Here is a 23,066-nt window from a genome sequence, read left to right on the forward strand (position 1 = left end):
TTCGCTCGCCGCTACTTGGGAAATCGAGGTTTCTTTCTTTTCCTCGGGGTACTTAGATGTTTCAGTTCCCCCGGTCTTCCTTCCATACACTATGGATTCATGCATGGATGTATGAGGTTTGCTCATACGGGTTTCCCCATTCGGACATCAACGGATTCACGTCTATTTGCGACTCCCCGTTGCTTTTCGCAGCTTATCACGTCCTTCTTCGGCTCTTGGTGCCAAGGCATCCACCTGATGCTCTTTCTAACTTGACCTTTGTTTCAGTTTTCCTTAAAACTGTTTCTATCCGGTAAAAATGTCTTTTCTTTACTCTCGTTATTGAATAATTTGAAAATCTCATTCTTACTTTTAAAATTGGAGTATGTAGTTTTCATTGTGCATCTATCTCAATCATACGTTGACACGTATTATTAAGATTAAATAAATACCACTTCTAACAAATCAAGGATTTATTGTCCGTGGTTGTGGTGGAGATGAGGAGATTCGAACTCCTGACCCCCTGCTTGCAAGGCAGGTGCTCTCCCAACTGAGCTACACCCCCACATTGGGTAAAGACCAAAAAATCCAGTGTAAGAGTTAAGAAATGACTTGATTGCTCAAGGCCCACTTCTTTCTGAACTCCTTAGAAAGGAGGTGATCCAGCCGCACCTTCCGATACGGCTACCTTGTTACGACTTCACCCCAGTCATTGATCCTACCTTCGACGCCTGCCTCCAAACGGTTAGCTCGGCGGCTTCGGGTATTACCAACTCCCATGGTGTGACGGGCGGTGTGTACAAGACCCGGGAACGCATTCACCGCGACATTCTGATTCGCGATTACTAGCAACTCCGACTTCATGTAGGCGAGTTGCAGCCTACAATCCGAACTGAGATCGGCTTTTTGAGATTCGCTTGAGATCGCTCGCTCGCTGCTCTCTGTACCGACCATTGTAGCACGTGTGTAGCCCAAGGCATAAAGGGCATGATGATTTGACGTCATCCCCACCTTCCTCCGATTTATCATCGGCAGTCCCTTTAGAGTTCCCATCCGAAATGCTGGCAACTAAAGGTAAGGGTTGCGCTCGTTGCGGGACTTAACCCAACATCTCACGACACGAGCTGACGACAACCATGCACCACCTGTTTTACTGTTCCGAAGAAAAGGTCTATCTCTAGACCGATCATTAAAATGTCTAGCCTTGGTAAGGTTCTTCGCGTTGCTTCGAATTAAACCACATGCTCCGCTGCTTGTGCGGGTCCCCGTCAATTCCTTTGAGTTTCATGCTTGCGCACGTACTCCCCAGGCGGAGTGCTTAATGTGTTAACTGCGGCACCGAGTTGCCCCGACACCTAGCACTCATCGTTTACAGCGTGGACTACCAGGGTATCTAATCCTGTTTGCTCCCCACGCTTTCGTTCCTCAGCGTCAGTTTAAGTCCAGTAAGTCGCCTTCGCCACCGGTATTCTTCCTAATATCTACGCATTTCACCGCTACACTAGGAATTCCACTTACCTCTCCTTAACTCAAGTCTACCAGTTTCCAATGCTTACATGGGTTGAGCCCATGCCTTTCACATCGGACTTGGTAGACCGCCTGCGAACCCTTTACGCCCAGTGATTCCGGACAACGCTCGCCCCCTACGTATTACCGCGGCTGCTGGCACGTAGTTAGCCGGGGCTTCCTCCTATGGTACCGTCATTATCTTCCCATAGGACAGAGCTTTACGACTCGAAAGCCTTCATCGCTCACGCGGCGTCGCTGCATCAGAGTTTCCTCCATTGTGCAATATTCCCCACTGCTGCCTCCCGTAGGAGTTTGGACCGTGTCTCAGTTCCAATGTGACCGTTCACCCTCTCAGGCCGGTTACTGATCATGGCCTTGGTGGGCCGTTACCCCACCAACTAGCTAATCAGGCGCGAGACCATCTTTCACCACCGGAGTTTTAACATTTCTTCCATGCGAAGGAAATGTGTCATAGGGTATTAATCCCGGTTTCCCGAGGCTATCCCCTTGTGAAAGGCAGGTTTCTCACGTGTTACTCACCCGTCCGCCGCTAATCCATTTTATCTTCTCTCCGAAGAGATCGGTTAAAATTTCATCGCTCGACTTGCATGTGTTAGGCGCGCCGCCAGCGTTCGTCCTGAGCCAGGATCAAACTCTCAATTAAAAAGTTTTTTCCATTTTATCGTCTTTAGACTGACTCCGGATTCTTCACTGAAGTTCCGCTTTTTTGCTTTTGCTTGTGTGTTCATTCTCTTACACTGTTTAGTTTTTTTGGTTCTGTTGTAACTAATCTCTTTACGAGATAGCTTAATTATTTTACCACCGATAAAAGGTCTTTGTCAAGAACTTTTTTGCTTTTTCTTAACGGGCTTTTTACTTGTGGAAAACAACATGTATTAGTTTACCAAGTCTCCCTGACTTTGTCAAGGACCTTTTTGGTTTTTCTTGCTACTTCTTAAAAGGCTTTTTGCCTTGTTTTGAGTAGCTTGTATAGTTTACTGAAATCCATCTCTCCTGTCAAGGTCTTTTTCATTTTTTTCTAAAGTTTTTATTAGGTCGTCAAGTTCTTGGCTGTTGTTGAGGTTATAGGCTGCCTTGGCATGGTAGAGGGCTTCCTTAGGATCTCTTTCCAGGTAGAGATAGGCCAGGTTGTGGTGGATGGTATAGGGATCACTTCCCTTTTCCAGGGCTTTTTCATAGTGGTCAATGGCCTCCTGAATCAAGCCTAATTGACTGTCTACAAAGGCTAGACGTTCATGGTAGAGGCCTTGGTCTGCTAGTTTTAAAGCCTCTTGGTAGTGGCTCTTACTTTCCTCCAGCTTATTTTCTGCCAAGGCTATGGTAGCTAGAAAGTAATGAACATGGTCTGGGTTGAGGTATTGCTGGGATACTTTTCCCAGGTGGTCTTTGGCTTTTTCCAGATTTTGAAGGTTGAGATAGGACTCCACGGCCTCCATATTGGCATAGTCTTCTAGTTCTTCAATGGCCAACCGAGCTTGGTTTTTCACTTCTTCCGGCATATCTTTTAAAAGGGCCTCCCGGGCATAGTGTCTTGCCTTGATATAGTGACCCAGGCCGGCATAGATTCCACTTAGGCGCAAAAGAGCCTGACCAAAGAAGGGGGATTCTTCTGAAACTTTCCCATAGCTTTTGATGATGGGAATCAGGCTTTGCTCCAGGTCCTGTCCTTCTTTCTTGCCTTGGCGAATTTCTTCTTCTTTTAAGGTGGTTTTAAGATAGCTGATATCTTCTTCCTTGATATGGAGCTCTTCCAGACTGGTTAAAAAGTCCATCTTGGCCTGGCGGTCAAAGTCTCCTGTCATAATCCGGCTAATGACCTGGCCCTGGTAGGGACTTTTTTGTAAAATCTTGTCATAGCCCTGGCTTTGAGCTAGAGCAGGGTCCACTGTTTGGCAAAGGACCATCCCCAAAAGAAAGTTTATAAAAGGAATGCTTTCTTGCCAGTTTTTGTCTTTTAAGTTTTGAACCATGGAGCTTTTTACTAGGGGAAGGTCTTGACCTTCTTCTATTTCCACTCCCGCCAGGTCCAATTTACGGCTTATGGTTAAAAATACAAGTTCATCTTGGTAGTCCATCGTTATACTCCCTCATATAGGCCCGCTTCCTGGGGTTGGAATGGGCAATAATTTTATAGACCTGGCCTCGGTAGAGGAGGTAAAAGTAGTGGAAGGCCTGGCTCAAAAGGAGGACCAGGGGTTCTTCCAGGATAAATTGACTAAAGAGCCGGGCCGGCCCAAAGGCAAAATCCATGGGATTGGCTCCTATTAAGACATAGGCCATTATGGAGCTTGGGGCCAGGGCCACTAAAATCAAAAGATAGATTAGCAGGGGCAAGAGCCAATGGAGGATGTTGGTCTTGTAAAAGCTTGCCAGGTCTCCCAGGAGATGGCCCGCCGGTTTTTTATCCACATAAATCATTTCAATAAATGGATTAAAGGCAAGAAAGAGACCAATGGTTAAAAACCCTCCAGAAAGGAGGTTGCCGGCAAAGAGGTCAAATAGGGAAAAGACAAAGTAAGCTGTCCAAACATCGTTGAGAATTCTAAGGCCACTGGACTTAAAACTTGGAATGCTGATGGGGTTTCCTTCTAATATAAGGGATAGGATTCCCAGGTAAAAAGATAAAAGAACCACATAGACTATAAAGCGGGCAACTCCCACCACGAGATTGTCATTGGCCATATAGTTTAAAGAAAAAATATAATTAACGATAAAAAAAGTTACCAGGGGAAAGAGAAAGCCCACCAGGTGGTCCAGGGGCCTTCTTTTAATATTTCCCACTAGGCCCAGCAGGGCCTCTTGGTAAACTTGGATTAGGTCAGTCATGAATTTCCTCCATTTCGTATATTTTAACGGGGTTGTCCCGCCGGTCTACTAGGATTATTTTCCCATCCAATCGGTAGGGGTGGACTTTTTTCATCAGGTCTTTGATATGGGGGTCTTGGACGCCCAAAAGGTCTTGGACCCGACTTTGCCGGAAGAGGTCATGGATTTTACTTTTTTCCAGATAGGCCTCCTGTCTTTGGGGAAAGTAGTCCGGCAGGGGTCCCTGGTTGTTTTGGACATAGTCCAAGAAAAGGGCCCGGTAAAAATCGGAATCTCCTTGGCCCAAGAACTGGGCATAGGAGGTCAATATTTGATAGAGTTTCTTTCTTTGGTGTTGGTCCAGGTGGAGGCCTTTCTTCTTATAATATAGGCTGAAATTATAAAAGTAGGAAAAGGGGTCCTGGTCCAGCTTTTTCATAAGGTAGCCGTTGCTTCTTTCAAAGTAGCCTTCATTGTGAAACTTATCTACCAGGTCTTCAAAAACTTTTAATTGCCGAATTTCCAAGGCCGACAACCAGGGGGTTTCTAAGATTTCATAGGGAGGCCTGTGGCTATAGACCAGACCATAGTCCTGGGCCTTGTTTTTCAAAAGAGACCCCTTAAGGACTTTTAGAAAGCCCACTTGAATTTTTTCAGCCCCCAGGGAATAGGTGTCGTTAAAGCTCTTTTTTAACTGGTCCACTCCCTCATAGGGCAGGCCGATAATCAAGTCCACATGTTGGTGGGTCCGGCCCTGGCTGCGGATTCTCTCCACCACTTCTCTTAGCCGGGGCCAATCCATAGTCCGGTTGATGGCCTTGAGGGTTTTTTCATTGGTGGATTGGATGCCCAATTCCAGTTGAAAAAGCCCCCGGGGACTTTTTGAAAAATAGTCAATCATCTTCTCGCTCATAAGATGGGCTGTGGCTTCAAAGTGAAAATTAAAGTCTTTTAAGCCCAGGCTTTGGATAAAGTCCATCAGGTTGAAGGCTCTTTTTTCACTGGCATTAAAGGTCCGGTCAATAAACTTAATTTGCACCGCCCCATAGGAAAGGAGCCTTTGAATTTGGCTAAAGACCCGGTCCATGTCTACAAAACGTACCGGCCCCAGAACGGAAGACAGGCAAAAGGCGCAGTGGAAGGGACAGCCCCGGGAAGACTCCAGATAGGCAATCTTATTGGTTAGGTCCTCTTTTTCCAAATAAGGGTCTGGCAAGTCCTTAAGGTCCAGGTAGGGAGCCAGGGGATTTTGACAAATTTGATCCCCCTGTCGGTAGACCAGGTTGGGGACATCTTTTAAGTCCCCTCCCTGGATGACTTTCTCTTGGTAGATGGGCCAGGCCCTTTCCCCCTCTCCCAGCAAAATTTCATCCACATAGGGGTGGTCTCGTAAAAAAGCTTGGGATTCATAGGAAACTTCTGGTCCCCCAAAGACAATCCGAGCCTGGGGCCGGACTGCCTTTAAGTCTCTGGCCAGGTCTAGGCATTCTTGAATGTTCCAAATATAGGTGGAAAAGCCATAAACCTGGGCCTCCTCTTCCAGCAAAGCCCCATAGATGGTATCCAGGGGCTGGTTGATGGTAAATTCTAAAAAAGAGGTCTCTGCCCTGGACACTTCCTTGAGATAGCGGATGGCCAGGTTGGTGTGGATAAACTTGGAATTAATCCCAACTAGGAGAAACTTCATTACATTTTTTCCGGTGCATGGATTCCCAAGAGGTTTAAACCTTGAGCAATCACTGTCTTGATTCCGTAAGATAAAAGGAGTCTGGCTTTTTTTACCTTGGGGTCTTCTGTGTTGATTTGGTTGTGGGTATAGTACTTGTTGAAGGTCTTGGCCAGGTCTGTAATATAGCGGGTGATGAAGTAGGGCTCATGTTTTTCATGGGCATCAATGACAACGTCTGTAAAGCGAGACAACTTCATTAGGAGCTCTTGTTCTTCGGGAAGACCCAGAGCCTTTTCATCTACAGGGTCTTGGATGGAAAATTCCCCCTTCTTTAATAGGGAGCAAATTCGAGCATGGGTATATTGGACATAGGGGCCCGTTTCTCCCTCAAAACTCAAGGTTTGGTCCCAATCAAAGACATAGTCCTTGATCCTTTGGTTAAAGAGTTCTTGGAACTTAACGGCCCCAATACCCACTTCCCGGGCCAATTTTTCCCGGTCTTCCATTTTTTCTCCTCGAGATTCTTCTCTTTCCTTTAAGATGTCATCCACCTTGTTGATGGCCTTATTTAAGACATCTTCCAGATAGACTACCTTGCCCTTACGGGTGGACATTGTTCCTTCCTTTAGAGAAACCATTCCAAAGGCCACATGGACCATGTCTTCTTCCCAATCATAGCCCATCTTCTTTAGGATGGCCTTTAATTGTTGGAAATGGAGGCTCTGTTGGCTTCCAACAACATAGATGCTCTTGTAGAAGTCAAACTCCTTCTTCCGGTAGAGGGCTGTAGCCATATCCCGGGTCAGGTAGATGGAAGAGCCATCCTTTTTAATGATAATAGCCGGGGGAAGTTCGTCGCCAAAGTCTACAATTCTTGCCCCTTGGGAGTCTGTTAGGACGCCCTTTTCTTCCATTAAGTCCACTGTATCCTTGAGCATGGGAGAGTAAAAGGATTCTCCTGTATAGTAGTCAAAGTCAATGTCCAAGAGCTTATAAACTCTTTGGAATTCTTCCAGGCTGACCTTGCGGAACCACTCCCAAAGTTCTACTGCCTTGGGGTCTTGGTTTTCCAATTTGACAAACCAGTTTCTTGCATTGTCCAAGAGTTCTGGTTGGTCCTTGGCTTCTTCGTTGATTCGCACATAGAGCTTGACCAATTCGGGAATGGGGTTTTTTTCAATGACGTCATGGTCTCCCCATCTTAGATAGGCCTCAATCATCATGCCGAATTGGGTCCCATAGTCTCCCAGGTGGTTGACGGCTATGGTCTTAAAACCCAGGAAGTTTGAAATTCTCTTTAGGGAATCCCCAATGACTGTGGTCCGGATATGGCCAATGTGGAAGGGCTTGGCAATATTGGGAGAGGAGTATTCCAAGACAATAGTTCTTTGGTCCCCATAGTTGGTCTTGCCAAAGTCTTCCATCTTCTCTTGAAGGTCTTGGAAGATATCCTTGGTAAAGGCTTCCTTGTTGATGAAAAAGTTTAAGTAGGGTCCCTTGTTTTCAACCTTGTCAAAAAGAGGGTTGTCAATTTTTTCTGCCATTTCTTGGGCAATCATAGCCGGGTTTTTCCGATAGGTCTTGGCCAGGGAAAAACAAGGAAAGGCAAAGTCTCCTAGGTCTGAACTTGGTGGCAGTTCAATAAGTTGGTCTATTTGGTCCAAATCTAAGTCTGGACATTGGCCATGGATGGCTTCAATAACTTCATTACGATAATTATGCAAGGTATCCTCCTTTAATTTAAGTATGCAATGGTGACCCCATAGCCACCTTCGTTCATTTTTGCGTCTTCAATCTTCTTAACAGGTTGGTAGTGGTGTAAAAAGTTCCGCACCTTTTCCCTTAAAGCACCTGTTCCCTTCCCATGGATGATCCGCACCGAGGGCATCCCTGAGAGGTAGGCATCGTCAATATATTTTTCTAGCTGGATTTTAGCTTCTTCAAAGGTTTGTCCCCTAAGGTCCAATTCAGTTTTGAAATTCTTAGATTTTTTGGAAATCATGGACTTGGTTTGGACCCTTCCCCTGGCTTCTTCTTGACTTTCTGCATAGGTCAAGGAATTCACAGGAAGGGACATCTTTAAGATGCCCAATTGAACCAAGACATTCCCCTGTTTATCCGGCAGTTCCAGGACCTGGCCCTTTTGTTGCAAGCTCTTGGAAAAGACCGTGTCTCCAACTTTTACATCTTCAATGGGTCGGGCTACTTTTTCTATGACCAGGCCCTTTTTGTTCTTCTTGGAAAGACTTCTTAGGTTTTCTCCAAGATAGTTTCGGGTTTGTTGGAGTCTTTTTTCCTCCTGGCTGGCCATGGAGGCTTGGATATCTTTTAACTCTAAAAGGGCCAGGTCTGCCTGTTCTTTAGCTTCTCTTAAAATCTTTTCCGCCTTTTCATTGGCCTGGTCTAGGATCCGGTCTCTTTGTCTTTCAGACTTGTCTACTTCCCTTTGGAGCCTAGCCTTTAGGGCCTCAATTTCTCTTTGCTTGGCTTCTTCGGCCTGGTTTTTCCGGCTCAGGTCTTGGCGTTCTCTTTCCAGTCCCTCTAGGACATCTTCAAATTTCAAAGAATCTGAATGGATAAAGGACTTGGCTGCCTGGATATAATCTTCGCCCAGGCCCAGACGTCTGGATATTTCAAAGGCATTGGACTTACCCGGCGTTCCAATCCGCAAACGATAGGTGGGGCTCAGGGTCTCTAGGTCAAATTCCATGCCGGCATTGGCCACGCCGGGAGTTTCTAGGGCATAGACCTTGAGCTGGTTATAGTGGGTGGTGGCCATGGTTAAGATTCCCTGCTCCCTCATCTTGTCAATAATGGTCATGGCCAGGGCCGCCCCTTCTGTGGGGTCTGTCCCGGCTCCCAGTTCGTCAAAGAGGACCAGGTCCTGGTCCGTAATCTTGGACAGGATGTCTACGATGTTGACCATGTGGGATGAAAAAGTAGACAGGTTTTGCTCAATACTCTGCTCGTCTCCAATGTCTGCATAGATTTCATGGACCAGGGGAATCACAGTATTGGGCCCCGCCGGCACAAAAAGTCCTGCTTGGGCCATGAGGATTAAGAGTCCTGTAGTCTTTAAGCTAACCGTCTTTCCTCCTGTGTTGGGGCCAGTAATAATCAGGGAATTAAAGTCATAACCCAGGTCCAGGTCAATGGGAACCACCCTCCTGGGGTCCAGGAGGGGGTGGCGGCCCTGGTCAATCTTGAGTTTCTTTTCTTGGCTAATCCTGGGTTTGATGGCCTTTTCTTCCAGGGCCAACCGTCCCTTGGCAAAGATAAAGTCCAATTCCACCATGGCATAGTTATTTTGCTTTAGGGCTGGTAAGTTTTCCGCCAATTGATCGGACAATTCTTGAAGGATTCGATGGATTTCTTGCCTTTCCTTGTTCTCCAACTCCCTTAGCTGGTTGTTTAATTCCACCACAGCCAGGGGTTCAATAAAGACAGTGGCTCCCGAAGAGGAGGTGTCGTGGATTAAACCCTTGATAGAAGACTTGTTTTCCTGCTTAACCGGAATAACATAGCGGCCAGCCCGGATGGTCACCAGGTTGTCTTGGAGGTACTTTTGACTATCTCCTGTTACAAAGGAGTTGAGTTTTCGTCGGACCTCCTCCTTCTTTTGGACCATGCTCTGGCGGATTTGGGCCAGGGCTGGACTGGCTTGGTCTGAAACTTCCTGGTCTGATTCAAAGGTCCGTTCAATTTTCTCCCTTAGCCCCCTTAGGGGGGTTAGCTTGTCCACCAAGGTCCCCATCAGGGCTGGTGGCGCTTCCTCAGAAAAATAATCCTTAAGATATTGGACTCCTCTAAGGCTGTCTCCCAGGTAGACGATTTGTTCAATGGTCAGGGTTCCTCCTAGGGCCAGACGCTTAAAGTCTTTTTCCTGGTCCCGAATCCCCACCAGGGCGGGCCGGGACCTTTTGGTTAGGACTTGAACAGCCTCTTGGGTTTCTGCTAGGCCTCTTTCCACCTTGGCTTCGTGGTGGGAAGGAGTAATTTCCCTGGCCCGGGCCTTGCCGGGCTCAGAAGCAGCAAAACTAGCCAGCTTGTCCTTAATTTTTTGAAATTCTAAAATGTCTAAAACACGTTGGTTCATAGAGAATCCTTCCTTAAAATACCCCTTTGGTAGTGACCATAGGTCCAGCCATTAAAACTTTCTTTTAAGATTTTCTTGCAATCCACATCCCTGTGGTCCAGACTTTGGATAATTTCTGAAATGGGTTCCGAGGAAAATTGAGCATCAATCCTCAAGCCAATCTTCTCCTCCAGGTAGTTTTTCTTTTTCCCATCCAAATACAGGGGGAGGCTGTTGTAAATTCTTGTAATCTTCCCCTGTCTCCGAAAGGGAAAGTCCATATTTTTTTCATCTCTTAGGGCAAAAACCCCATTAAGGGAGCATGTCTCACACTGGCTGGAATCTTTACAGCCCTTCACCAGGGAGTTTGGACAATGGTCCATAATCATCCCTGTTAAAAATCCATAGTAGAGAGTGGACAGGTCTCCACCACAATTCCTGGCCATGACCTGGGCTTGCTTGTAGGTAGCCTCATAGGAAATGTCGATGGAGCTGGCTCCCAAGTCCCGGAGCATGGATATGCTTTGGCTGTTAAAGGCTCCTGTCCCCATACCGGCATGGATTTTCATGGGAGTCAAATCTTTTTGATAGGCAAAGGGCCAAAGGCTGGTGGCCTCCACTCCAGCAATCTTTCCCTGCCTATAGAGGTCCAGGGCTCTTTGTTTTTCTTCCTGACCCAGGTCATAGTCCACAATAGGAGGCAAGACATAATAGACTTCTGGATTCAGACCCTGGAGGTCTTCGATGAGGTCCAGGTCTCTTGTCATAATCCGGTCCATGGCTTCCAGGTCTTGCCTCTTTAGACCTCTTGCAATTTCTTGGTTTTCAATATAGAGGGTTCGTTTGCCCTCTACCGGTCCTTCCATCTTCAAGGGAGGCAGCTTACCCAGCCGGTCCTCTTCCCCTTGGTAGGATTGAAAAATTTCTTCCACTAAATCCCTTCTTAGGACATTTAAGTCTTTGATGGATAAAAAGCAATTGGGATCCAGGTCCAAGTCCAGGTCTTCCCAATAAAAGGGTGTGTCCCCTAACTTGCCCATTTGACTCCGGACCCGGTCTTGGTCTAAACCTCGTTTCTGGGCTTCTTCCACCAGGGCTCCCTGGATGGAAACTTTTATGGGCTTATCCAGGGCCAAGGATGCAGGTTGGCCTTTTTTAAGGCTTAACCGTCCCCTTAGGCCGGTTTTTTCCAAGTCTTTTAATTGAAAGTTGGCCAGGCGACTGTTAAAGGTCCGGTAGATATCCGATCCCTTCTTAGCCGGATAGGGAAAGGTTAGTTTCGATTCTCCAGGCGGCAGGTCTCGGCCTACTTCAAAGCCCCTTAAAAATCCTTCCTGGTCCAGGTAGGATATGCCGTCGCCTTCTTTTATCCCCTCTTGGAGATGGACCAGGGCCGGGTCCTTGGCATCCACCTGTCCCAGGTAGATCCCCTTATTTTTCCCATGCCCCTGGGTGATAAAGTCTTGACCAAAGGCGCCAAAGGTCCGCCCCTGGGTAAAGCCCCGGTTAAAACTTTCCCGGGCCCTGAGTTCCAGGTCCCGGTCCCGCCGACCCTGACAGGCTTTGCTAATCATTTCCGTGACATAGGCTACATAGGAAGGTTTTTTCATCCTGCCCTCAATCTTAAAGGAATCCACCCCCAAGTCCACCAGGTCTGGGATTTGGTCCAGGGCCCAAAGGTCCTTGGGGCTTAAAAGATAGCCGGACTTTAAAAGCTCCTTGCCCCGGATAATTTGGTATTTTTTCCGACAGGGTTGGGCACAGTCTCCCCGGTTTCCCGACCGGCCACCAATATAGGAAGACATGGTACACTGGCCTGAATAGCAAACGCAAAGGGCCCCATGGACAAAGACCTCCACTTCAATGTCCACCAGGTCCTTGATCCGTTTAATTTCTTCAAAAGGAGTTTCCCGGCTCAAGACCACCCGGGTCAGGCCCAGGTCCTTGCAAAGCTTGGCCCCTTGAACATTGTGGATGGTCATTTGGGTTGACCCATGAAGGTCCATATAGGGCAAAACGGAGCGAAGCATCCGTATCAAGCCCAGGTCTTGTACAATCAATGCATCCACTCCGATTTTTGCTAATTTTTTCGCCGTTTCCACAGCCTCCATCAACTCTTGGTCTGCCAAAAGAGTGTTTAGGGTGACGTGGACCTTGGTCCCCTGGAGGTGGGCCAGTCTCACTGCCTCTTGGACCTCCTCCAAGCTAAAGTTTTGAGCATGGGCCCGGGCTGAAAACTTTTTTTCTCCCAGGTAGATGGCCTGGGCCCCGTAGGCCAGGGCCGCCTTAAAGGCATCCATGGAACCTGCTGGAGCTAAGACTTCTACTTGCTTCACTCTTCTTCACTCCCCTTTAAGAGGGAGACTTCTTTTTGTAGGTCCACAATGGTTACTTGGTCTTGGTAGATCTTGTCCTCATAGGCCTTTTCTTTTTGGTCAAAGAGGGCCACTTGGTCTTGGGCAGACTTCAAGTCCCTCTTGGCCAGGTCCAGGTAGCCCTTTAATTCCCTTACTTCCCCTTCCAGGTCTTTTTTCTTTTGGAGCAGGTCCTGAACTTTTTCTTGGAGCCCCTTCTTTTCTTCCAGAAGTCTTTGCTCTTCCTCTTTCAGGGCTCGGTTTTCCTCTTGGGACTTTTGAATTTTTTCATTTTCAGGATTTTCAGATGCCAAATCATCTAAGTTTTCCCGGGCTTGGTAGAGGTCGTTTAAGAGGTTCAAAGCCGTTAGGACTAGGCCTTGGACTTGGTTTAAACGATAGTTGGCCTTGGCTGTTTCTTGAATTTTTTGGGTCAACTCCCCAGCCATTTTTTGAATTTTTTCCTGGTCATCACTTCCAACAACATAGAAGTTCATTCCATCAATATCAACTTTTATCCGGTCCATGAGAATTTCCCCCATTTCTATTATTGGTCTCTTAATTGACCCTTGAGTTCTTCTTGGATTCTTTGAATCATGCTTTCAACACTTGGGTTGATTTCTTCATCCTTCAGCGTATGGTCCTTGCTCTTGAACTGCATGTTAAAGGCCACACTCTTCTTGTCTTGGTCAATAGAGTCTCCCCGGTAGATGTCAAAGACTTCAAAATGGTCTAAAAGGTCTCCCCCTTCTTCCAAGACAATGGCCTTGACTTGGCCAATTTCTGTTTTTTCATCTAGGATAAAGGCCAGGTCTCGACCGATGCTGGGATATTTTCCAGGATCTTGGTAGAGGATGGCCGTCTTTTCTGCTTCCACCATCTTTTGGAAGTCCACTTCGGCCACATAGGCCCTCTTCTTCATCTTGAAGTTACCTAAAACTCGGGGATGGACTTCTCCAAAGAAACCATAGGATTGGCCATCTACAAAAATTTCTGCACTCCGGCCCGGGTGGAGGTAGCCTTGGCTGGCCCTCTTCAGGGTGATTTCCCCAATTCCTGCCCGGTCAAAGAGTCTTTGGATGGTGTGCTTTAAGAAATAAAAATCTTGGTCTCCGTAAAAACCAATGGCCAATCTCTTGTGTTCTGTTGGCAGGTGGTCTTGGTCTTGGTCCAGGCTAAAGGTGTTGCCGAACTCATAACCGAAGGCTTCTGGATTTTTCCGATTCATATTTTTAGATAAAACTTCCAGGCTGTCTGCCAAAAGAGTGGTTCTCATAACAGAATATTCTTCTCCCAAGGGGTCCAGGAGCTCGACGTTTTTCCGCAGGGGAGAATCTTCTTCCAGGTTGAGACGGTCATAGGCCTTAGGACTCATAAAGGAAAAAGTCATCCATTCGTTGTAGCCCAGGGCAGCCAGAACTTCCTTCAGCTTGGCTTCCAGGTTCCGACTGGCTGGCTTGCCCCCTCTGGTTAATTTTCCCTTAAGAGGTTGGGGGGTGATGTTGTGGAAGCCGAAAAGCCGTCCCACTTCTTCAACCAAGTCCTCTTCAATAGTTAGGTCTTGGCGGAAGGATGGAATCTTGGCCTCAAGTCCTCCTGATTTTTCTTTTGTTTCGATACCCAGGCCTTTTAAGTAGTGGCCCATTTGGTCCAAGCTAAGGTCGGTCCCCAAGAGATCATTGGCCTTTTCTTGCCGCAAGTGGATGGTCTTTTCCGGGAAGTCTTTTGTCTTTTGGTCATAGGATCCCTTGGCCACCTTGGCAGCTCCCAGGTCCTTGGCCAAAACGCAAAGACGGTCTACAGCTTCCTTGCAGGAATTGGGGTCCATTCCCTTTTCAAAACGGGTAGAAGCTTCCGTTCTCAGGGCAAACTTTTTGGACGTTTGGCGGACAGTGTAGGCGTCAAAAAGAGCCCCTTCCAAAAGGATGGTCTTGGTGGATTCTGTTACTTCACTATCTAGACCCCCCATAACTCCCGCCAGACCAATGGCTTCTTGGCCGTCGCAAATCAGGATGTCTTTTTCATTGACCCTTCTTTCTTGCTTGTCCAGGGTTGTCAGGACTTCCCCTTCCCGTCCGTTTCGGACAATAATTTTCTTGTCCTTGACCTTGTCTAGGTCAAAGGCATGGAGGGGTTGCCCCAGTTCCAACATGACAAAGTTGGTCAGGTCTACGATATTGTTAATGGGCCGAACGCCACTTTGCATCAGGGCATTTTGCATCCATTGGGGAGATGGTTGAATTTTTACATCATAAAGAACCCTGGAATAGTAGCGGTGACAATCTGGACTTTGAATGTCAATCCCTTGGGCAAAGTCTTGGATGGGCTTTTCATCTTCTTCAACCTCCAACTTGGGAAGGTCCAAGTCCAGGTCAAAAGTTGCCGCTGTTTCCCGGGCCATGCCCAAAACACTTAAGCAGTCGGGACGGTTGGGGGTGATTTCCAATTCCAAAACAGCCTGGTCCATGTCCAATACTTCTTGGATGGGCCGGCCAACTTCTACGGATTCATCTAAAATCAAGACCCCGTCTCGAAAGGCCATGGGGATGACAGAAACATCATAGCCCAATTCTTGGTAGGAACAAAACATTCCTTGGGATAAGACCCCTCTAAGTTTGGACTTCTTAATTTTTTCTCCTCCAGCCAGGCTGGACTTGTCCAAGGCCACAGGCAGGTGGGCCCCTTCAAAGACATTGGGGGCTCCTGTTACAATTTGGATTTTTTCTTGACCCACATCTACCTGACAAACCACTAGCTTGTCGGCATCAGGGTGCTTTTCAATGGACAAGATCTTCCCCACTACAACCCGGTCAATGTCTTGGCCGCTTTTGAAGATGGATTCAACATGAGATCCTGTCAGGGTAATTTTATCAGCAAGTTCTTTTACATCTTTATCGATTGGGCAATATTGCTTCAACCAAGCAATTGGTAAATACATGGGCTAGGACCTCCTAAAATTGATTCAAGAAACGTTCATCGTTGTCAAAGAGTAGGCGGATGTCGGAAATGCCATATTTAACCATGGCAATCCGGTCAATCCCCATACCAAAGGCAAAGCCGGAATATTTTTCAGGGTCAATGCCACAGTTTCTTAAAACATTGGGGTGGACCATGCCGGCCCCTAATAATTCCATGGACCAGCCGGTTCCATGGCAGGCCTTACAACCAGTCCCATGACAGGCATGGCAGGTTACGTCCACTTCAGTACTTGGCTCCGTAAAGGGGAAGTAGTGGGGACGGTAACGGGTTTCCATGTCTTGTCCGAACATTTCGTGGATAAAAACATCCAGGGTATGGATGAGGTTGGCCATGGAGACTTTTTCATCCACAACCAGGCCTTCCAATTGGTGGAACATGGGGCTGTGGGTGTCATCTACATCGTCAGGACGAAAAACCCGTCCACTACAAACCATCCGAAGAGGGGCTCCCAATTCCTTCATGGCCCGGATTTGCACCGGAGAAGTTTGGGTCCTTAAAAGGGTAGTATCATCGATATAAAAAGTATCCGTCTTATCTCGAGAGGGATGGCTCATAGGCGCATTTAGGGCGTCAAAGTTGTTGGCCACAGACTCAATTTCAGGTCCCTCATAGACGATAAAGCCCATTTGAACAAAGAGGTCTTCCAATTCTTCCTTGGTTTGACTCAAGGGGTGGATGTGGCCTCGACGGGCCTGTTTTTTGTCCAGGCTGATGTCAATCCATTCCTTGTCCAATTGTTGGTTTAACTTGTCTCTTTCCAACTTTTCCTTTTTGTCGGCCAGGGCCCCTTCAATTCTTTCCCGAACTTCATTGGCCAAGGCTCCCATCTTGGGCCTTTCTTCCGGACTGAGTTTCCCCATGCCCTTTAAAATCCCTGTCAATTGGCCTTTTTTACCCAGGCTGGCCACCCGTATTTTATCTAGGGCCTCTAAGGACTGGCAGTCTGCAATTTGGTCCAAAGATTCCCTTTCAATCAATTCCAGTTTTTCTCTCATGGTTCTCCCCTTTAACTAAGTAATTTCAATTCTTTTATTATACCATTTAAGTGGCTTTATTTCAATGAAGGCAAGCTAAAAAGCCCTCCGGTTTCCCGAAGAGCTTTTGATTTTGGAGGCGACACCCAGACTTGAACTGGGGGTGAGGGTGTTGCAGACCCGTGCCTTACCACTTGGCTATGTCGCCCTATTGAATTTTGGCGGAGAGGGTGGGATTTGAACCCACGTGGGCCCGAAGACCCGAACGGTTTTCGAGACCGCCTCGTTATGACCACTTCGATACCCCTCCATTATTTCGGATCAAAGAATAACATGTCCGGCGATACTCATAGTAAAGATGGTGCCCAGAGCCGGAATCGAACCAGCGACACGTGGATTTTCAGTCCACTGCTCTACCGACTGAGCTATCTGGGCCAGTATTCCCACTCGTTACTTTTACTATCTTAACGGATTTTAAAATAAAAGTCAAGACGATTTTCAAAACTTCCCCCTGGGGAAATAGGGTCCAAGGACCCTATTCTTGATCAATTTTTTTCGATTTTTCAATTAAGGCCTTTAAATCTTCCCCATCAAAGTGGTAGGCTTCATTGCAAAAATAGCAGGTGATTTCAGCCTGGCCGTCTTGGTCTTGGATTTCTTCCAATTCCTTGTAGCCCAGGGACAAGAGGGAGTCTGCCACCTTTTCCTTGGAACAGTCACAAGCATAGGCAATGGGACGACTTTCTAAAATTTCCGGGTCTTGCCCCTCTAAAAGGTCCCGGATCAAGTCTTCCGGCCCCTTGCCAGTCTTAAAGTAGTCTGTTACAGACCCAATTTTTTTCACCGCTTCTTCCACCTGGTCCACTTCTTGGTCCGACACTCCCGGCATCATTTGCACAATAAAGCCTCCGGCGGTTTTTACCGTCCGGTCTCTTTCCACCAGGACCCCCAAGGCTACAGCCGAGGGAACTTGGTCAGATTGGACAAAGTAGTTGGCAAAGTCATCGGCAATTTCTCCCGACAAGAGGGAAACCCGGCCTACATAGGGTTCCTTGAGGCCCAGGTCCATGACCACCGTCATGACCCCCTGGGATCCTACAATCCCTGACACATCCAATTTTCCATTGGCCTTGAGGTCGTGGTCGGCTTGGGGGTTTTGGACATAGCCCTTGATATGGCCATCGTTTTTCCCTGTTACCAGGATTTTTCCCAAGGGACCGTCTCCATCAATGTGGATGGTCAGGGAATCTTTTTGGTTTTTCATGCCGGCAGCCATCATAAGGCCTGCCATTAGGGTCCGACCCAGAGCTGCTGTGGCCGTTGGGGTGGTTTGGTGGATCCTCCTGGCCTCTTCCACCACCTCTGGGGCATAAACCGCCGCAACTTTTATGGTTTTATTTCCATTGATTCCTCGAACTAATTTATTTTCCATTCTCTCTCCTTTTTGCCTTAACCACCAATCTTTGGGTTTGAGGTCCTGCCGGGGTCTGGCTATAGCCATGGTAAAAGGCCAGGTCCTTAAAGCCCAGGTCCCTTAAGAGGGCCTCCAAGTCCTCCCGGTCATAGGCCCTTTGCTTGTGAATTTCATCAAAGCGCTGGTAGAGATCCTCCTGGTGAGACGTTTCCCGAAAGATGGTCAGGTTGTAGTCATTTATTTTATCTTCTTTAGAATAATTATTTTGCCACAGGGCCAGGGCCCCAGGACTTTCCTGCATAAATAAGTTTGCCCCCATTTCCTCATACTTGTAAGAGGTGTTGACATCAAAGTAAAAGGCCCCTCCTGGACTTAAAACTTGAGCCACCCGGCTAAAACAAGCCTCCAGGTCTTGGGGGTCCAAGAGGTAGTTTAGGCTGTCGCAAAAGCAGACAATGGTGTCGTAGCTTTCCGGCAATTGAAAAGAGGTTAGGTCCTGGCGCAAGAGCCGGACCCGAGGATTGTAACCAATCTTTTTCTGGGCCCATTCCAACATGGCCTCAGACCCGTCAAAGGCTGTTACCGGTCCCTTCTTGGCCAATTTTCCCGTCAAGGTCCCTGTGCCACAGGCCATTTCTAAGATATTTCTATAGCCTGGCTCCTGGGACTCCAACCAGGCCAGACAGGCATTGTAGTCGTAGTCTGTCATTAAATCGTCGTAGACAGAGGCTAAATACTCATAGGTCACCGGCTCGCTCCTTCTTCCACCAGGCTTAAAATTTTTGTCAGGGCTTGGCCAATCCCCTCATGGATCACCACATCAGCCTTGTAGTCATAGGGGGTTGCTTCCTTGTTGATGATAATCAACTTCTTGGCCATACCCGGCAGGTAGCTTACAGGAGCCACCGCCAGGGAAGACCCTGCCACCAAAAGCAGGTCGCAAGTTTCCATAGCCTCATAGGCATCCTGGAAGTCTTGGGGCATCATGTCCCCAAACATGACCACATCAGGTCTCAAAACTCCCTGGCAGGCTGGACAGCGGGGTGGAATTTCTTCCTCCACAGTAACCAGGTCCACATAGTCTTGGAAGGGATAGGTCTTGTGGCAGGACATGCAGTGGACTGTCCGGGTGTGGCCATGGACTTCAAAAACCTTCTTGGACCCAGCCAGAGTATGGAGGTTGTCAATATTTTGGGTGATGACTCCCTTTAAGTAGCCCAGGTCTTCTAATTTTTTCAAGGCCTTGTGGCCGGCATTGGGTTTTTTAGCAAAAAGGTCTTTGAGCATGACAAAGCCCTCATGGTAAAAGCGGTCCGGGTCCCCTAAGAGGACATCCCTGGAAAGGGCTGTCGCCCCATCAAACTCCTTGTAATAGCCGGTGTCCGACCGGAAGTCCGGAATGCCGGATTCCGTAGAAATCCCCGCTCCCGTTAAAGCATACATATTTTTTGCTTGAAGAATTAAATTTGCAGCTTCTTGGTATTCCATCTTTTCCTCCTAAAAAACTTTTATACAATAAAAAACCACAACCACTAACAAGGGCAAGGACCCAAAGAGGAGGACCTCCCGGTTTCCCCTTCCCACGACTCTTTCCGTTCGAGCCTGGCGCCCCAGCCAAAGCCTTAAGACCACCAGGGACAGGATACTGGCCAGGACCAAGACAAGGATCAGGCTCTTTTCGAAAGATCCTATGGCTTGGACCAGGCCCAAGGACCTGAGCCAGGCAATGTTTTCCGTCGACAGGCTCCGACGAAAGAGGATTCCCGCCGTATTTGCTACAAAATGTCCAATCATGGCATACATGACCTTGCCAGTCCGCAGGACCAAAAGCCCCAGGCCCAATCCCAATAAAAAAGGAACCACAAAATTTTGAATGTGAAAGTGGAAGAGGGCAAAAAGAAGGCTGGTCATCCACAAACTATATCTTTCGTCAAATTGCCGGTAGTAGGAAAAAAGCCCACCCCGGAAAAAGGCCTCTTCACAAATTGCCGGTAGGAGGCCATAAAAAAAGTAGACCGAAAGCCCCATGCCATTGCCCACAAAGCCTGCCGAGGCATCCTCCAGGTCAATAAACTTACTCAAAAGGCTTAAAAAGAGACCGTTGCACAGGAGGAGGATGGGGTAGATTAAAAGTGGAACTAAGACAGCCAAGGCCAGGTCCTGCTTTTGATAGGGGTGGCCCAACTGACCCGGTCCCCCACAAGCCAAGTAGATACTTCCTCCAATAATCAAGAGGGCCAGTTCCATCAAAGTCAAGCCCACCATGGCCCAGGAGTCAATGGCCTGGGTGAAGTAGTAAAAAATGAAATAAAAAATACACAGGCCCAATTGAAAGAGCCCCAAGGGCAACTTCTTAATCGTCATAGGTATAGATATAGGGAACATTCCGGCAGTAGTCCCCATAATTTAAGCCACAGCCCACGATAAAGACATCTGGAATCTCAAAGGCCACATAGTCCGGAGTGAAGTCCACTTCCCTCCTGGATGGCTTGTCCAACATGAGGCAAGTCTTGATACTGGCAGGTTCTTCCTTTTTCAAAAGGTCCACAACAGTAGAAATAGTCCGGCCGGAATCGATAATATCATCCACCAAAAGGACCTCCTTGCCCCGGATATCCACCTTGTGGCGGTCTAAAATCTCCACAATCCCCGAGGACTTTTCCCCATGTCCATAGGAAGCTGTCCGCAAAAAGTCCACATCCATTTCCAGGGGAATTTCCCGGATCAAGTCCGCCAGAAAAATAAAGCCTCCCCTAAGTAGGCCAATACAGACCAGGTCCTTGCCCTGGTAGTCCCGGGTGATTTGTTTTCCCAATTCTTCTATTCTTTCTCTTAGTTCTTCACGACTAATAAGTACACGTTCTTTTGCCATCTAGGTCCTCCTTCTTAAAACTTATCCCTATTATACCATGGATGGGCCCTTTACCCAATTTTATTTCCAGACAACTACCATCTTTTCCCCAGACCTGGTATACTATAGGAAAAAGAGGTGAAAAATGGATAACAAGGCATGGTCAAACCTACTGAATCAAAAATTAATTCTACTCTATATTATTCATAAGCTCCCGGGAAAATTCACAAAAACAAGCCTGGTGGACTTTGTCCTTTCCCATGGCCTGATGAACTACTTCCTAGTCAACCAATACAGCCTGGAACTGGTTCGGGTGGGGCTTGTCTACGAGCAAAATAACTTCCTCTACCCCTCCCAGGCCGGCGACCAAGCCTTCCACTTGTTTTTGGAAAGCTTGAGCCAGGAAACAACCCAAACCCTGGATAGTCTCCTGGAGGATGCCAAGACCCTGGTCCAAGAGGAAAACTCCATCCTGGCCAACCTCCTTCCCAACCCCAATGGCACCTACAACATTGTCCTGCAAATTATCGAACACCAGGCCCCCATTTTAAACATCGAGCTTACGGTTTCTTCCGTGGAAGAAGGGAAGAAAATGATGGAGACCTTTAAGGCAAACCCCTCCCAAGTCTACCAGGACCTTTTAAACTCCCTACAAAAATAAAACTCCCTTGAGGGAGTTTTTTTATTGGGCTTGGACGGCCTGGATAACTAAACGTGTGTCGCCTGGAGAGCAGGTTTGGAGGGTGATAAAGTGGTCCAGCTTTTCCGGCAGGGGTCTTTTGAGGATGTTTCTTTTTTGGACATAGGCCCGGAAGTTTTCCAGGTCCTGGCCCTGGTAGCTGGTATGGCGGAAGGGGTCCCTGGGGTCTGCCTTGTAGACGGCAAAAATTTCATAGCGCTTGTGGCCCGCCAGGCTATCAATTTCTATATAGGGGGCCTGGCTGACAAAGTCTGGGTTTTCGTATTGGTGGAGGTCCTTGAAGCAGCCTCCCCTCTTGGCATTGTGGCCATAGATAATGGTGTTTTGGTCGGAAAAATCGGCCTGGTTGCGGTAGTCCATAAAGATGGCTCCAAAGGGGTTGGATTCTTTTTCATAGCTGTGGTAGAGGTAGTAGTCATTGTCCTTTCCTTGGACCACAGGATAGTTGATCTCGGTTTGGTCCAGGAAGATCCAGGCCTTAATTTCAGGATAGGTCTTTTCCAGGGCCTGGATTTTTTCTATGGATTCTTGGTCCGGAGACTGGTTGGGAGCCTGGTCCTCTTTTTCCTGGTCCTGGACCTGGGCTTGGATTTTTTGAACTCCCCGGTCATAGGCTCCACCGGCCTGGTAGTAGGCCCCAATCTTGTAGAGGTTAAAGAGCAAAATCAAAAGTAAAATAACTTGTATAAGCTTTCTTGTTTTATCTTTCATGTCTTCTCCCTATCCCTTGTCTTTCTCAAGCAAGGCCAGGTCCCGGACCCAATGGGGATCTTGAGCCTGGTCCTTTTTAAGGTCTACAAACTTTTCTAAGTCCCCAACCAGGACCTTGGTAAATTTTTTCACCCCCTGCCGGTTCATATGGTAGCCGTCATAGTAGTCTTGGGCAGACAGGCCCATGGCTTCTTTTTCTAGGTTGTAATTGATGTAGTCCATGCCCTCTACTTGCATAAATTTTTCCAAATCATCCAAGGCTTTTGCATAGCTTTGGTCTTCAAAAGTGGGCGTCTTGACCAAAACCAGGTCAATCCCCCTCTTTGCACAATAGTTCCCAATCCGTAAGAGGGTTTCCTTGTTTTTAGGGGAGACTTTTGTAGCAATTTTTCCCCTTAAGCCCCCCTCCAGGTCTGTCTTAAACTTTTGACTTTGTCCCTCCAAGGCCACATAGCCCCGGTAGGGATCATGGTAGTCCCGGTACTTGACCTGGTAGTCTCTTTCTTCCAGGTCAGGCCAACGGTCATGGTACTTAATCAGAGGAAAAACCACCTGGGCCTTCATATCCTTGGGCACGACCCGGTAGACCATCTCCAACTTGTTTAAGCTCATGGGCATGTCGTCGCTGTAGGAATGGACAATCCCCGGGTCTCTCGCATCTTCCTGGAGAAGGCAGGAAAAAACATCCAGGACAATTGCCTGGGGCTTGTGTTTTTTCACAGCATCCTTCATATAATAGTAGGTCACATCCAGGGGCTGCTGCTGGCTGGCCAGGACATAGGACTTGAGGCCTGTTTGCCTATAAATTTCCAGGGGCGAAAAGGAACAATAACTGTGACTGGTCCCTAGAAAATACAGGTCATAGTCCTCTTGGCTATTGTAAAAACCCCCGATTTTATTGGACATATCCCAGGGCTTATCCAAGGACTTGCGAATAAAAATTTGATTTAACTGGGACAGGGTCCAGAGGACCAGGACCAGGAAGACCAAGACCTTCCCTGCCCTAAGACATTTTTTCCCCATGA

At 47.6% G+C, this 23,066-nt stretch carries 17 protein-coding genes, 4 tRNA genes, 1 rRNA gene and 1 other annotated feature; of the genes, 1 reads left to right on the forward strand and 21 read right to left on the reverse strand.

All coding sequences use genetic code 11. The annotated features are described in order from the left end of the window. Positions 1-212 (reverse strand) — a sequence feature (23S ribosomal RNA rRNA prediction is too short). A gap of 256 nt (positions 213-468) precedes the next feature. The 19 genes from BQ7400_RS05435 to hpt form a co-directional block, all read right to left on the reverse strand. Next, positions 469-544: transfer RNA gene (locus tag BQ7400_RS05435), tRNA-Ala, on the reverse strand. Positions 545-629: 85 nt separating this feature from the next. Then, a 16S ribosomal RNA gene (locus BQ7400_RS05440) occupies positions 630-2,152 on the reverse strand. A gap of 331 nt (positions 2,153-2,483) precedes the next feature. Then, entirely contained in the window at positions 2,484-3,584 is a 1,101-nt protein-coding gene (locus BQ7400_RS05445) for a tetratricopeptide repeat protein (RefSeq protein ID WP_072469721.1), read from the reverse strand. Beyond that, positions 3,568-4,335, reverse strand: coding sequence for a hypothetical protein (locus BQ7400_RS05450; protein ID WP_072469722.1), 768 nt, complete (start codon positions 4,333-4,335; stop codon positions 3,568-3,570). Before BQ7400_RS05450 ends, BQ7400_RS05445 begins: the two co-directional genes overlap by 17 nt. Further along, entirely contained in the window at positions 4,328-6,001 is a 1,674-nt protein-coding gene (locus tag BQ7400_RS05455; protein WP_072469723.1) for a B12-binding domain-containing radical SAM protein, read from the reverse strand. Before BQ7400_RS05455 ends, BQ7400_RS05450 begins: the two co-directional genes overlap by 8 nt. Beyond that, positions 6,001-7,707: an arginine--tRNA ligase gene (gene argS / locus BQ7400_RS05460; protein WP_072469724.1), complete on the reverse strand. Its 1,707-nt coding sequence runs from the start codon at positions 7,705-7,707 to the stop codon at positions 6,001-6,003. The genes BQ7400_RS05455 and argS overlap by 1 nt, the downstream gene beginning before the upstream one ends. 11 nt (positions 7,708-7,718) lie before the next feature. Further along, entirely contained in the window at positions 7,719-10,079 is a 2,361-nt protein-coding gene (locus tag BQ7400_RS05465; protein ID WP_072469725.1) for an endonuclease MutS2, read from the reverse strand. Continuing rightward, positions 10,076-12,394, reverse strand: a complete 2,319-nt coding sequence (locus tag BQ7400_RS05470; protein WP_072469726.1) for a peptidase U32 family protein — start codon at positions 12,392-12,394, stop codon at positions 10,076-10,078. The genes BQ7400_RS05465 and BQ7400_RS05470 overlap by 4 nt, the downstream gene beginning before the upstream one ends. After that, on the reverse strand, positions 12,391-12,939 hold the full coding sequence (locus tag BQ7400_RS05475) for a cell division protein ZapA (protein WP_180371960.1): 549 nt from the start codon (positions 12,937-12,939) through the stop codon (positions 12,391-12,393). Before BQ7400_RS05475 ends, BQ7400_RS05470 begins: the two co-directional genes overlap by 4 nt. Positions 12,940-12,959: 20 nt before the next feature. Further along, positions 12,960-15,350 (reverse strand): phenylalanine--tRNA ligase subunit beta, encoded by a 2,391-nt coding sequence (gene pheT / locus BQ7400_RS05480; RefSeq protein ID WP_072469727.1) that lies wholly within the window; start codon positions 15,348-15,350, stop codon positions 12,960-12,962. A gap of 13 nt (positions 15,351-15,363) precedes the next feature. Beyond that, positions 15,364-16,386, reverse strand: coding sequence for a phenylalanine--tRNA ligase subunit alpha (pheS, locus tag BQ7400_RS05485; protein ID WP_072469728.1), 1,023 nt, complete (start codon positions 16,384-16,386; stop codon positions 15,364-15,366). 113 nt (positions 16,387-16,499) lie between these two features. After that, a tRNA-Cys gene (locus tag BQ7400_RS05490) sits at positions 16,500-16,573 on the reverse strand. 11 nt (positions 16,574-16,584) lie between these two features. Next, a tRNA-Ser gene (locus tag BQ7400_RS05495) sits at positions 16,585-16,675 on the reverse strand. Positions 16,676-16,724: 49 nt separating this feature from the next. Continuing rightward, positions 16,725-16,800: transfer RNA gene (locus BQ7400_RS05500), tRNA-Phe, on the reverse strand. A gap of 100 nt (positions 16,801-16,900) precedes the next feature. Beyond that, complete coding sequence (hslO, locus tag BQ7400_RS05505; RefSeq protein ID WP_072469729.1) at positions 16,901-17,797, reverse strand: Hsp33 family molecular chaperone HslO; 897 nt, start codon at positions 17,795-17,797, stop codon at positions 16,901-16,903. Continuing rightward, complete coding sequence (locus BQ7400_RS05510; RefSeq protein WP_072469730.1) at positions 17,787-18,527, reverse strand: class I SAM-dependent DNA methyltransferase; 741 nt, start codon at positions 18,525-18,527, stop codon at positions 17,787-17,789. The genes hslO and BQ7400_RS05510 overlap by 11 nt, the downstream gene beginning before the upstream one ends. Next, a complete protein-coding gene (locus BQ7400_RS05515; protein ID WP_072469731.1) occupies positions 18,524-19,267 on the reverse strand; it encodes an SIR2 family NAD-dependent protein deacylase in 744 nt (247 codons plus the stop codon). The genes BQ7400_RS05510 and BQ7400_RS05515 overlap by 4 nt, the downstream gene beginning before the upstream one ends. A 9-nt stretch (positions 19,268-19,276) precedes the next feature. Next, positions 19,277-20,143: a CPBP family glutamic-type intramembrane protease gene (locus tag BQ7400_RS05520; protein ID WP_072469732.1), complete on the reverse strand. Its 867-nt coding sequence runs from the start codon at positions 20,141-20,143 to the stop codon at positions 19,277-19,279. Continuing rightward, the gene (gene hpt / locus BQ7400_RS05525) at positions 20,133-20,651 is read right to left on the reverse strand and encodes a hypoxanthine phosphoribosyltransferase (protein WP_072469733.1); all 519 of its coding nucleotides are present in this window, start codon (positions 20,649-20,651) and stop codon (positions 20,133-20,135) included. The genes BQ7400_RS05520 and hpt overlap by 11 nt, the downstream gene beginning before the upstream one ends. Before the next feature lie 124 nt (positions 20,652-20,775). Between hpt and BQ7400_RS05530 the strand changes: the two genes are divergently transcribed. Then, a complete protein-coding gene (locus tag BQ7400_RS05530) occupies positions 20,776-21,291 on the forward strand; it encodes a DUF4364 family protein (RefSeq protein ID WP_034437586.1) in 516 nt (171 codons plus the stop codon). Between the two features lie 21 nt (positions 21,292-21,312). On the opposite strand, the gene srtB is transcribed toward BQ7400_RS05530, so the two are convergent. Beyond that, positions 21,313-22,041 (reverse strand): class B sortase, encoded by a 729-nt coding sequence (gene srtB / locus BQ7400_RS05535; protein ID WP_072469734.1) that lies wholly within the window; start codon positions 22,039-22,041, stop codon positions 21,313-21,315. A gap of 9 nt (positions 22,042-22,050) precedes the next feature. Continuing rightward, positions 22,051-23,064, reverse strand: a complete 1,014-nt coding sequence (locus tag BQ7400_RS05540; RefSeq protein ID WP_072469735.1) for a hypothetical protein — start codon at positions 23,062-23,064, stop codon at positions 22,051-22,053. Between the last annotated feature and the right edge of the window lie 2 nt (positions 23,065-23,066).

It is taken from the genome of Urinicoccus massiliensis (genome assembly GCF_900120405.1).
In the GTDB taxonomy this organism is placed as follows: Bacteria; Bacillota; Clostridia; order Tissierellales; family Peptoniphilaceae; genus Urinicoccus; species Urinicoccus massiliensis.

What these genes read in the sequence shown, in the direction of transcription:
- BQ7400_RS05475 (WP_180371960.1), bottom strand. Translation starts at nt 12,939, where the DNA reads ATGGACCGGATAAAAGTTGATATTGATGGAATGAACTTCTATGTTGTT.
- BQ7400_RS05465 (WP_072469725.1), bottom strand. Translation starts at nt 10,079, where the DNA reads ATGAACCAACGTGTTTTAGACATTTTAGAATTTCAAAAAATTAAGGAC.
- hpt (WP_072469733.1), bottom strand. Translation starts at nt 20,651, where the DNA reads ATGGCAAAAGAACGTGTACTTATTAGTCGTGAAGAACTAAGAGAAAGA.
- hslO (WP_072469729.1), bottom strand. Translation starts at nt 17,797, where the DNA reads ATGGAAAATAAATTAGTTCGAGGAATCAATGGAAATAAAACCATAAAA.
- BQ7400_RS05520 (WP_072469732.1), bottom strand. Translation starts at nt 20,143, where the DNA reads ATGACGATTAAGAAGTTGCCCTTGGGGCTCTTTCAATTGGGCCTGTGT.
- BQ7400_RS05450 (WP_072469722.1), bottom strand. Translation starts at nt 4,335, where the DNA reads ATGACTGACCTAATCCAAGTTTACCAAGAGGCCCTGCTGGGCCTAGTG.
- BQ7400_RS05445 (WP_072469721.1), bottom strand. Translation starts at nt 3,584, where the DNA reads ATGGACTACCAAGATGAACTTGTATTTTTAACCATAAGCCGTAAATTG.
- pheS (WP_072469728.1), bottom strand. Translation starts at nt 16,386, where the DNA reads ATGAGAGAAAAACTGGAATTGATTGAAAGGGAATCTTTGGACCAAATT.
- srtB (WP_072469734.1), bottom strand. Translation starts at nt 22,041, where the DNA reads ATGAAAGATAAAACAAGAAAGCTTATACAAGTTATTTTACTTTTGATT.
- BQ7400_RS05530 (WP_034437586.1), top strand. Translation starts at nt 20,776, where the DNA reads ATGGATAACAAGGCATGGTCAAACCTACTGAATCAAAAATTAATTCTA.
- BQ7400_RS05540 (WP_072469735.1), bottom strand. Translation starts at nt 23,064, where the DNA reads ATGGGGAAAAAATGTCTTAGGGCAGGGAAGGTCTTGGTCTTCCTGGTC.
- pheT (WP_072469727.1), bottom strand. Translation starts at nt 15,350, where the DNA reads ATGTATTTACCAATTGCTTGGTTGAAGCAATATTGCCCAATCGATAAA.
- BQ7400_RS05455 (WP_072469723.1), bottom strand. Translation starts at nt 6,001, where the DNA reads ATGAAGTTTCTCCTAGTTGGGATTAATTCCAAGTTTATCCACACCAAC.
- BQ7400_RS05515 (WP_072469731.1), bottom strand. Translation starts at nt 19,267, where the DNA reads ATGGAATACCAAGAAGCTGCAAATTTAATTCTTCAAGCAAAAAATATG.